6 protein-coding genes and 1 pseudogene are annotated in these 11080 nt (G+C 41.7%); 6 read left to right on the top strand and 1 reads right to left on the bottom strand.

All coding sequences use genetic code 11. The annotated features are described in order from the left end of the window. Positions 1 to 342 (top strand): transposase (locus tag E4T71_RS06900; RefSeq protein WP_194181234.1); only part of this gene is annotated, 342 nt, incomplete at its 5' end. Positions 343 to 444: 102 nt separating this feature from the next. On the opposite strand, the gene E4T71_RS06895 is transcribed toward E4T71_RS06900, so the two are convergent. Beyond that, positions 445 to 834 (bottom strand): nuclear transport factor 2 family protein, encoded by a 390-nt coding sequence (locus tag E4T71_RS06895; RefSeq protein WP_135038384.1) that lies wholly within the window; start codon positions 832 to 834, stop codon positions 445 to 447. 123 nt (positions 835 to 957) lie between these two features. Here E4T71_RS06895 and E4T71_RS06890 point away from each other — a divergent pair, with 123 nt between their 5' ends. The 5 genes and pseudogenes from E4T71_RS06890 to E4T71_RS10495 form a co-directional block, all read left to right on the top strand. Next, positions 958 to 1302, top strand: coding sequence for a helix-turn-helix domain-containing protein (locus E4T71_RS06890; protein ID WP_135038382.1), 345 nt, complete (start codon positions 958 to 960; stop codon positions 1300 to 1302). Positions 1303 to 1433: 131 nt separating this feature from the next. Next, positions 1434 to 1754: a MazG-like protein gene (locus E4T71_RS06885; RefSeq protein ID WP_135038380.1), complete on the top strand. Its 321-nt coding sequence runs from the start codon at positions 1434 to 1436 to the stop codon at positions 1752 to 1754. 97 nt (positions 1755 to 1851) lie between these two features. Continuing rightward, positions 1852 to 2283 (top strand): GNAT family N-acetyltransferase, encoded by a 432-nt coding sequence (locus E4T71_RS06880; protein WP_228062373.1) that lies wholly within the window; start codon positions 1852 to 1854, stop codon positions 2281 to 2283. Between the two features lie 362 nt (positions 2284 to 2645). Then, entirely contained in the window at positions 2646 to 4091 is a 1446-nt protein-coding gene (locus E4T71_RS06875; protein ID WP_135038378.1) for an LPXTG cell wall anchor domain-containing protein, read from the top strand. A gap of 1003 nt (positions 4092 to 5094) precedes the next feature. Further along, positions 5095 to 10806, top strand: a pseudogene (locus E4T71_RS10495) (glycoside hydrolase domain-containing protein); the annotation flags it as partial. Between the last annotated feature and the right edge of the window lie 274 nt (positions 10807 to 11080).

The following is an 11080-nucleotide window of genomic DNA, read 5'->3' as shown; positions in this document are numbered from 1 at the left end:
TGTAATACGGCTTGGATGAATGAATTTTTACGACAACTGTCAGAAGCTTACCCTAACGACTATATTATTTTGGTGATGGATAATGCGGTTTGGCATAAATCACAGACATTGGATATTCCTAGCAATATTGAATTTACATTTATTCCACCTTATACACCAGAGATGAATCCGATTGAACAAGTTTGGGCAGAGATTCGGAAATTAGGATTTAAGAACAAAGCATTTAAATCATTGAATGACGTCATTGATCAGTTGCAAGAAGTTATCCAAAGCTTATCAACTACTCGCTTACGATCGATTGTCCATAGAGAATGGATATCTGCTAATTTTGATTCTGAATGAGTATTAGTGAGCCAGATACCCAATGTTTCCATTCTTGAAGGTTTGGCAAAGGATTGAGTGAGTCTGAAAAAAACTTGCGAACATTTCGCAAGTTTTTTCAAATTATCCCCAAAATGCATCTTCAGTGGCTTGGTCGGATGAGAAAAGCCAGACTTCTTGGATTTTACCGTTTTCGATGCGGAACAGGTCAATTCCACTCATATTCAGTTCGACTCCATCGGGACGTGTCCCTAGGAAAGTTACATGAGCGGCAACTAAATCCTTGTTATCAGATACCCAATTGGTTAGAACCTTGAAAGTACCGTTTGTTTTTTGACCAAATGTGGCTAAGTGAACCCCAAGCTTTTCTTTCCCTACAACAGTTCCAGAAATCGTATGATTTCCAGGCTGGTGCCAAATGATGTCATCTGCCATCGTATCAAATACGGCAGGAAAGTCACCGGCGATAAGAGCTTCATTGTAACGGTTGAAAATTTCTAGATTTTTAGACATCAGTTTTCTCCTTTATTTGATTACAAATCTATTGTATAATCAGACTATCAAATAAACAAGTACGTTTTTTTATGAAGCTTAGTAGCAAATCTGATACTATTACTGGAAAATAAGGAGCAAAAAATGACAACTAAAGTTAGTGAATATGGGATTTGTCCTTTTGCGACGACTCAAAAAGTCTTAACTGGTAAATGGGCTTTGGTTATTCTTTATCAGTTGAGTACAGGGACCAAACGCTTTAATGAGTTGCAACGAAACATTCCCGGCGTGACCCAAAGTATTTTGACTCGCCATTTAAGGCAACTTGAAAAGGATAAACTGGTTCATCGTAAAGTCTATCCAGAAGTACCTCCGAGAGTAGAGTATAGTTTAACCGAGATTGGTCACAGTTTTCAGGGAGTTTTGGACCAAGTTGAGAAATGGGGACTTGATTATATGGAAATCTTAGCGCAGGAAAAGAACCATTAAGCAAGGCGATATGAAAGCAGTTAGTAGCTGAGTGGGAGCGAAGAAGTTCATATGCTGGTTGTGAGAATGATTCTATTTCAATAGTCACAGATTTTTAAGAATTTACGGAAGGACTAACAAAGGAATGTTATATGAAGGAAATAATTGAACGAAGCACTGCAATCCGGGAGGCCTATCACAAATTGGAGGAGGCTAATCATGGATCTCGCTGGTCGATTGAGGAAGACTTACTAGCTCTGTCAAATGATATTGGCAATTTACAGCGATTGGTGATGACGAGACAGGGAAGGTATTATGATGAGACACCTTACAAACTTGAGAGTAAATTAGCCGAGAATATTTGGTGGTTGTTAGAATTGGCAGAGCGGTTGGATGTGGATATGGTTACAGAAATGGAAGCCTTTCTGGCAGATAAGGAACATCAGTTGCGAGTTGAAAAGAAGAATTCTTAGGAATTGAGCAGAGTTTACTGCTGAAGCTAGTGTTGTAAGAGATTATAGAGGCTACTCCTTTCGTATTAAAAGAACAGGTGAGAGGCGGTGTGTAGAGATGTTGATTCGAAAAGCCACTGAAGGTGACTTAAAGCAGATTATGGACATTTATCAGACGGCTCGTCGATTTATGGAAGAAACAGGGAATGCTAGTCAGTGGAGTAATGGATATCCTAGTTATTCCTTACTTGCCTCTGATATTGATAGGGAGCATTTGTATGTCTGTGTTGTAGCTGGAGAAATTGTTGGGGTCTTTGCCTTGATGGCAGGTCCTGATCCGACCTATGCCATCATTGAAGGACGTTTTCGTTGCGAGGATGATTATGGGGTTATTCATCGTTTAGCTTCAAATGGTCGTACCAAGAATATTGCCAAAGCCTGTTTCGATTTTTGCCGGCAACGATATGCTTATCTGCGGATTGATACTCATCGAGATAATCAAGGAATGCAGGTGATTTTAAAAAATATGGTTTTGAGAAATGCGGTCTAATCTGGTTGGAAGATGGCAGTGAGCGGATTGCCTTTGATTGTCTTGGGTAATCAGGAGCCGTAGATTGTCTTCATTAATACGAATCATGACCAACTAAGCTCTAGGGTTTGGAATTGAGAGGACTTCGAAAGTCTAGTTCTATTTGACGTAGAACTAGACTTTTTACTACCTTTGTTATAGGAGGAGTCATTTCGTTTGGATTTAATTTTAGAGTTGGGGAGCAGGGTGATAAGGAGTTTTGATAGTTAGAATATTTCTATTAAAAAATGGAATTCTAGGAGGGAACTCACTTGCTTTTTTTTTTTTCTATGATACCATAGTTTTGTTCTGTTTGAACAACACCCATATGAAGGAGAAAATGAATGAAAAAGACAATTATTAAAAACGCATCATTCGCAGCGGTTGTCTTGGCTACATTTGTAGCAGGTCCTGTATCTGCTCATGAATGTCCAACACCTGAAGCAGCTAATGCTAAAACATCCGCTGTTGTTGGTGGGGGAACTCAGATAAGTCTCCCATCTTTTGACATTAACGGTTCGAAGCTCGGTGTATCTGTAGGTGAAGGTGCTCAAGCAGACCGTCCAGCTGTGGATCCTGAGAGTTTGAAAGAGTCAGGAATTCCAGGTAACGGAACTCAAATGGATCGCCCATCCTTCGATATTAACGGTTCGAAGCTCGGTGTATCTGTAGGTGAAGGTACTCAAGCAGACCGTCCAGCTGTGGATCCTGAGAGTTTGAAAGAGTCAGGAATTCCAGGTAACGGAACTCAAATGGATCGCCCATCCTTCGATATTAACGGTTCAAAGCTCGGTGTATCTGTAGGTGAAGGTACTCAAGCAGACCGTCCAGCTTTTGATATTAACGGTTCGAAGCTCGGTGTATCTGTAGGTACTGGTACTCAAACAGTCCGTCCATCCTTTGATATTAACGGTTCGAAGCTCGGTGTATCTGTAGGTGAAGGTACTCAAGCAGACCGTCCAGCTTTTGATATTAACGGTTCAAAGCTCGGTGTATCTGTAGGTACTGGTACTCAAGCAGTCCGTCCATCCTTTGATATTAACGGTTCAAAGCTCGGTGTATCTGTAGGTACTGGTACTCAAGCAGACCGTCCAGCTTTTGATATTAACGGTTCGAAGCTCGGTGTATCTGTAGGTACTGGTACTCAAACAGTCCGTCCATCCTTTGATATTAACGGTTCGAAGCTCGGTGTATCTGTAGGTACTGGTACTCAAGCAGACCGTCCAGCTTTTGATATTAACGGTTCGAAGCTCGGTGTATCTGTAGGTACTGGTACTCAAGCAGTCCGTCCATCCTTTGATATTAACGGTGAGAAAATCGGTGTATCCGTAGGTGATGGTACTCAAGCAGTCCGTCCAGCTTTTGATCTTGAAAAATTGAAAGAGTCAGGAATTCCAGGTAACGGAACTCAAGTAGATCGTCCATCCTTTGATATTAACGGTGAGAAAATCGGTGTATCTGTAGGTGATGGTACTCAAACTGATCGTCCAGCTTTTGATCTTGAAAAATTGAAAGAGTCAGGAATTCCAGGTAACGGAACTCAAATGAATCGCCCAGCCTTCGATCTTAACGAATTGAAAGATGCTGAGACTCCAGTTCAAAATGAGCAAAAAGTTACTCAATCATTTGTAGCAGCTCCGAACAAACCAGTTGCAAAAGTGGCGAAAGCTGAATCAGTAGCGACTCTTCCAAATACTTCTAGCCAAAGCTCACAAATGATGTCTGTAGCAGGAATTGCTATGTTGGCAACTCTAGGAGCTGTTAAAACAAAACGTAGAAAACAAATTTAATAGATTAATTCCAAATCTCTTGATCTCTTTCATTAATGTAACTTTCTAAAAACTGATAAAACATAGAGTTGATGATTGCTTTAGAATCTTTGGGAGCCTCTTGTCTCAATGGACGACCACCTTTCCATTAGCGAGGGGAGGTGTCTCTAACAGAGTAAGCAGACATTTTGTAGGAATTGATTTGTAATCTGAAAATACCCCAATCCCTAGTGTTTCACTAAGGACTGGGGTATTTTTGTGATTCAATCTTTTGTGAGCCAAGGAGAGTTTGGTAAGATGCAGATTCTCTCCTGCTTACGATTGTTGTTTTTAGCAATGGCTGTTTAGGAAGTATTCAAGTCTCTTGCTATTGTAGATTATTGAGGGATATGGGAGGAGGCTAAGTCCTATTTTGGGAAAGTGCTATCGAGTTTGTTGCTGCTCGTCTTTAGCGATCTGTTTTGCTTACGAGTCAACAATTTTAGAATACTTCGAACAGTGCTGTAACATGAGGGACTAAGAGGACTGGGGAAGCCTTTGTTCTAGGATTTTTTGAGGGGAAAATGGAGGAGTTGCTTTGGTTTTTTTCTGCATCAGTTAAACCACTATTGGTAGACTTTTGAGTCTATAAACAGCGGTTTTTTCTATAGTTTCAAATAGAATACCAGTTCAGTAACCAGTTTTTGTTGATTGATTAAGTAAGCGTTTTCAACTATACTCAAGCTATAGAAGTCTAACTCGTTTATGGAGTTTGGGTTGTCTAACTGGATGCTTATACCCCCTATGAATGAAAGTTGCAACAAGTTCTTTAACTTCAGTATTGGAATACTTTAAAAATTTTAAAACGATGGTGAATAAAGTGATTGAACAGGACCTATGGAGAAGCTAATCGATGCCATCAATAATGTTCATCAAAGAGGTCTAATAGAATCAGGTTTTGAAATGGAATAGGTGTTCAGTTTTGGATGATGACAGAGTTTCTTGTTCAGGGGTTCACGATAAAAGTTTTAAGGAGGCGTGGAGGATGCGAGCATTTAACAAACAACAACGATATTCCCTTCGGAAGTATTCTGTGGGACTAGTTTCTGTGATGGTAGGTTTGGCCTTTGTCGGTGCCAATCCAGTCGCTGCAGATAGTGCACAGGAGGCATCTGAGCCGGTTTCATTGCAAGAACAGCCAGAGAAGCTAGAAGTTTCACAGTTGGAACCAGTTGTAGCTGATGAAGCAGTAACTGAGTCTGTTGAACAGAAGTTTTCGGAGGACTCTCAACCACCTGTGGAAGAAAAGCTGGGAGAGGAAGCCTTATCGGAGAAAGCAGAGCTTCAACCAAGAGCAGTAACCTTGTTAGAAACTGAAGGCTTGTTAGTCTCACATAATGATATAACCCAAAGTCATGAACCTAATAAAACCCAGTATGAAGGACAATGGGATGATTATGGTCCTGCTCATGGTAGTTTTTCTGGAAGCCTTAGTGTGACCTTTACAGGTAACCGTGTCGAGATATATGGAGACCAGTTCCAAGGTGGGGGTGAAGTTTCCTTAGAAGTGGATGGGCAGCAGGTTGCGATTGTAAATACAGATGGACCAACGCATTTTGCTAAGTTACTCTATACTATTGAGAATTTGGAACTGCAACAACAGACCTTGACCCTGCGGCCGATTAATAATCGTATTTATTCTCATGTTGGGGTCAAAATTTTTACAGATGAGCAGATTCCGCAGGAAGAAGGGATTCATGCGGTTTATGGTAGTATTAATCAACATACGAAGCAAGGGGAATACTTCGACTTCCTGTATCAGGAACCACAAGACCAAGTAGTGTCTCGTCTCTGGTTAGGAGATCAGGATAATCGGAAATTGATTATTGTTAATAAGAATCAAGACTTGAAAAATACTCGGATTCAAGCTAGTGATTTTGTTGGTGAAGGGGGAGTTATTCCAGCCTCGGCATTAAAATCTTTCTTTATTAAGGAAACTGAGGGACATGTTGGGCGTGGCTTTACATATGGAAAATTACCAGGTCCAGAGATACCACGTGAGAATATTCCGGATGTTTTAGACAAGGCTGCTCAGATGGATGTAGCTCGTGGTCAGCTCCAGCCTGTCTGGTTGCAGCTAACCCTACCTGAAGGGGTTAAACCAGGTAATTATAAGGGGACGGTGCGAGTCCTAGCAGATAATCTTCAAGAAACCGTTGAATTGGATTATTATCTACAAGTTCTGGATTTGAAAACAGATGGTAAAAAACGGTTTAGTATGGATTTATGGCAGTATCCATTTACAGTTGCCCGCTATTTCGGCTTGAGTCAAGATGAGTGGTTCAGTGACCGTCATTTGGATCTGTTGCGTAAGGAACTATCGGAGTATGTTAAAGTTGGTGGTAGCTCCATTACAACGACTATTTCTGAGGATCCGTGGAATTCACAAACCTATGATGCCTATCCAAGTATGGTCAAATGGACTAAGAATAGTGACCAAACCTTTAGCTTTGATTTCACAAATTTTGATAAATATGTTGATTTAGCTCTTTCACTCGGAATAGACCAGCAGATTAAGTCCTTCTCTTTGACTCCTTGGGACAACCAAGTTGCTTATTTTGATGAAGCAAGTAATCAGATGAAGAAGGTTAAATTACCAACGGGTAGTGCGGAATGGAAGGATATCTGGGGACAATTTTTGACAGCCTATATCCAACATTTGGATCAGAAATCCTGGTTTGATAAAGCCTTTCTCTCTATGGATGAGCGTCCAATTGCAGATATGGAACATGTTCTTGAATTGGTGAATCAATTTAAGAATAAAGATGGAAAACGGCTGAAACTCAGTGCAGCCATGAATTACTCTGCGGAAAAAGCGGAAATCCTCAATCATATCGAGGACATTTCCATCAACCTAGCTCATATTCAGGATCCAAGTTTGGTGAGACAATTGGCGGAAGATCGTCGTCAAAAAGGTTTTACAACAACTCTTTACACGGCTGTAGGTGACTATCCGAACTCCGTAGCTCGTAGTGCTCCTGTAGAAAGTGCTTGGACACTTTGGTATGCAGCATCTCTTGGACTTGACGGCTATCTCCGTTGGGCCTATGATGCTTGGGTGAAAGATCCACTCAAAAATATTGACCACTGGTGGTGGGAGAGTGGAGATCCGTTCTTGGTTTACCCAGGGGATAAGGGTGGTGACGAAACACCTCGGACTAGTCCACGTTTTGAGCAGCTGAAGTTAGCGAAACGACAAATTGAAAAATTAGCCTATCTCAAGTCTTTATCTCCAGAAGCTGCCCAAGATGTGGAGAAATTATTCTCATCTGTAGCCCGTGAGTATGGTCGCACAAATGCTTATGGAGCAGCGGAATCACGAGGTGCAGATCAAGATGCACGTGTGGAAGCTGAAGTGAACCGTTTGAATCGTGCGGCAGATAGTTTAGCAGTTAAATATGCTCACTTGATTACTCCAGGAGGACAGGTGCCAGAGAGTGGCTTATCTGAAGCCTATGTTCCACGCATCGAAACGCAGGCTATTCCAGGATCTCTTCAGGCTGGAGCAGAAAATGCGGCTGAGAACCTCTTGGATGGAGATCCGTCCACGATTTGGCATAGTTCTTGGGATGGCAGTCCTCGTAAGGATCTCTGGGTAACGATTGATACAGGTAAGGTTCGTACCTTGGATGGTTTGGCTTACTGGAGTCGGTCTGATGGCGGTAGTAATGGTAAGGTTCGGACTTATGAAATCTACACTAGTCTGGATAATCAATCCTGGGATTTAGCTGGTACAGGCTCCTTTAAAAATACAGGTGAGTGGGAAGAAGCTACCTTCAAACCGACTGCGGCCCGCTATGTGAAACTTAAGGCTTTGGCGACTGTTGGTGATGGTGGTCGAGCGAATACCTTTATGGCTGCTAGTGAGTTACGAGTACGAGAAGATAGAACCATGGATCCAGTAGCCCTCGCTGTTAAGGAGCAAGAAGAGCGTCTTGCTCTGAAAAAAGTGATCTCTATTGATGCTGGTCGCAAGTACTTCTCTGTCGATCAGCTAAAAGATTTAATGGATGCAGCGAGTCACTATGGTTATACAGATTTCCACCTTCTTTTGGGAAATGATGGTCTCCGTTTCCTTCTGGACGATATGAGCCTAACTGTCAATGGCCAATCCTATGCTAGTCAAGCGGTTAAGGATGCAATCCAAGTGGGGAATGACCATTACTACAAAGATCCGAACGGTTCGGCTTTGTCCCAAAAAGAAATGGATGAGTTGCTAGATTATGCGAAAATGCGTAATCTAAAGGTCATCCCAGTAATCAATAGTCCGGGACATATGGATGCCATCTTGGTGGCAATGACTGAATTGGGGATTGATAATCCTAATTTCCGATTTGATGGTCTCTCTTCAGCTCGGACAGTGGATATTACCAATGAGGAGGCAGTTGCCTTTACCAAGGCATTAATTGATAAGTATGCAGCTTACTTTAGTGGTAAGGTAGAGATCTTTAATATTGGTTTGGATGAATTTGCTAATGATGTTACGAATGCGGCTAAAGGTTGGCGGATTTTACAAGGTGATCCATCTGTTGTGGCTGGTAAGGACTATCCAAAAGATGGTTACCAACGCTTTGTAGCTTATGCCAACGACTTGGCTCGAATTGTGAAGAGTCATGGACTCAAACCGATGGCTTTTAACGATGGTATTTACTACAATCAAAAGGAAAGTGCAGGCCAATTTGATAAGGATATTATTGTATCCATGTGGACAGGTGGTTGGAATGGTTATGATGTGGCCTCTTCCAAGTTCCTCTCAGATAAAGGGCATGCTATCCTGAATACCAATGATGCTTGGTACTATATCGTTGGTCGTGATAAGGCTCAGAGTGGTTGGTATAATTTAGATCAAGCCTTAGAAGGAGTTGAGAACGTTCACCTCAATTCTATTCCGAAAACTAAAGGGGCTCAGGTACCAAGTATTGGTAGTATGGTTGCTATTTGGGCGGATGATCCGAGTCGCGAATATCGCCCAGAATTGGCTAAACAATTGATGAAGGCTTTGGCAGATAAACATCCGACTTACTTCTTGGCAGATTACGGACCAACCAATTCTTTATTAGCTCAAGTACCAAAAGATCTCTCTGTCTATACACCAGAAAGTCTTGCTACCTTTGTTGAAGCCTTCAAGGCTGTTCAATGGAACCACCATCGTGGTCAACAATCCCAATTAGATCAAGAATTAACTTCTTTGGTTCAGGCATTGAATCAGTTAGTGTTAAAACAGGGGCAAGTGACAGGTGACGGTACGCAAACTGCTCGTCCAAGCTATGACGTGAATAAGTTGAAAGAGTCTAGCGTAGTTGGTGATGGTACGCAAACTAGTCGTCCAAGCTATGATGTAAACAAGTTGAAGGAGTCTAGTGTAGTTGGTGATGGTACACAGACTAGTCGTCCAAGCTATGATGTGAACAAGTTGAAAGAGTCTAGTGTAGTTGGAGACGGTACGCAAACTGTTCGTCCAATCTATGACGTAAACAAGTTGAAAGAGTCTAGTGTAGTTGGAGACGGTACGCAAACTAGTCGTCCAAGCTATGATGTGAACAAGTTGAAAGAGTCTAGTGTAGTTGGAGACGGTACGCAGACTAGTCGTCCAATCTATGACGTTAATAAGTTGAAAGAATCTAGCGTATTAGGCGACGGTACGCAAACTAGTCGTCCAATCTATGACGTAAACAAGTTGAAGGAGTCTAGTGTAGTTGGAGACGGTACGCAAACTACCCGTCCAATCTATGACGTTAACAAGTTGAAGGAGTCTGGTGTAGTTGGAGACGGTACGCAAACTGCTCGTCCAATCTATGACGTAAACAAGTTGAAAGAGTCTAGTGTAGTTGGAGACGGTACGCAGACTAGTCGTCCAATCTATGACGTAAACAAGTTGAAGGAGTCTAGTGTAGTTGGTGATGGTACGCAGACTAGTCGTCCAATCTATGACGTAAACAAGTTGAAGGAGTCTAGTGTATTAGGAGACGGTACGCAAACTAGTCGTCCAAGCTATGACGTAAACAAGTTGAAGGAGTCTAGTGTATTAGGCGACGGTACGCAAACTACCCGTCCAATCTATGACGTGAACAAGTTGAAGGAGTCTAGTGTAGTTGGAGACGGTACGCAAACTGCTCGTCCAATCTATGACGTAAACAAGTTGAAAGAGTCTAGCGTATTAGGCGAGGGTACGCAAACTGTTCGTCCAATCTATGACGTAAACAAGTTGAAAGAATCTAGCGTATTAGGCGACGGTACGCAGACTAGTCGTCCAATCTATGATGTGAACAAGTTGAAAGAGTCTAGCGTATTAGGCGACGGTACGCAGACTAGTCGTCCAATCTATGACGTAAACAAGTTGAAAGAATCTAGCGTATTAGGCGACGGTACGCAAACTGTTCGTCCAATCTATGACGTAAACAAGTTGAAAGAATCTAGCGTATTAGGCGACGGTACGCAAAAAGAGTTAGTAACACTAGATCCAGCACTTTTGAAACAAGTTAAGCCGGAAGTTGCTCGTCCGATGGTTAACCAAAAGCCAGGAGTTTCTAGTCAACAAGTAGCAGGTCTAGCTAGCTCCAAAGATTTTGTGAATACAAGGGCGATGGAGGGACAACGTCAAGAATCTCTTCCAAATACTGGTACAGATTCTAGTTATATGCTTAGTGCAGCAGGTGTTACTCTATTAGCAACACTAGGTAGTGTGAAAGGCAGACGGAAGAAATCAGAGTAGCTTTTCAAAGATTTTCCTCCTTTAAATAAACAGAAAGAGGCTGGGCAAAAACTAACTTATAAAATAAAAAAGCGAGCAATTCCAAATTAGAATTGCTCCTTTTCCATTTTATGCTTTATAATTATAATAACTACAAAACAACTAGAAAGACATAAAATGTATAAACAGTATAACACAAATCAACTCAGCCTTGAACTATCTATTGCTTGGGACATCCCTGAAACTCATGAAGCACGTCTCATTAGCCAGTTTGTAGACT

Origin of the sequence: Streptococcus sp. WM07, assembly GCF_004570525.1 — a bacterium.
Classification (GTDB): Bacteria; Bacillota; Bacilli; order Lactobacillales; family Streptococcaceae; genus Streptococcus.
The sequence above is the reverse complement of the archived record's forward strand: the minus strand, read 5'-3'. Positions and strand labels throughout refer to the sequence as shown.

Excerpts from the sequence above, each read along its gene's own strand:
- E4T71_RS06890 (WP_135038382.1), top strand. The coding sequence starts at position 958 with ATGACAACTAAAGTTAGTGAATATGGGATTTGTCCTTTTGCGACGACT.
- E4T71_RS06875 (WP_135038378.1), top strand. The coding sequence starts at position 2,646 with ATGAAAAAGACAATTATTAAAAACGCATCATTCGCAGCGGTTGTCTTG.
- E4T71_RS06885 (WP_135038380.1), top strand. The coding sequence starts at position 1,434 with ATGAAGGAAATAATTGAACGAAGCACTGCAATCCGGGAGGCCTATCAC.
- E4T71_RS06880 (WP_228062373.1), top strand. The coding sequence starts at position 1,852 with ATGTTGATTCGAAAAGCCACTGAAGGTGACTTAAAGCAGATTATGGAC.
- E4T71_RS06895 (WP_135038384.1), bottom strand. The coding sequence starts at position 834 with ATGTCTAAAAATCTAGAAATTTTCAACCGTTACAATGAAGCTCTTATC.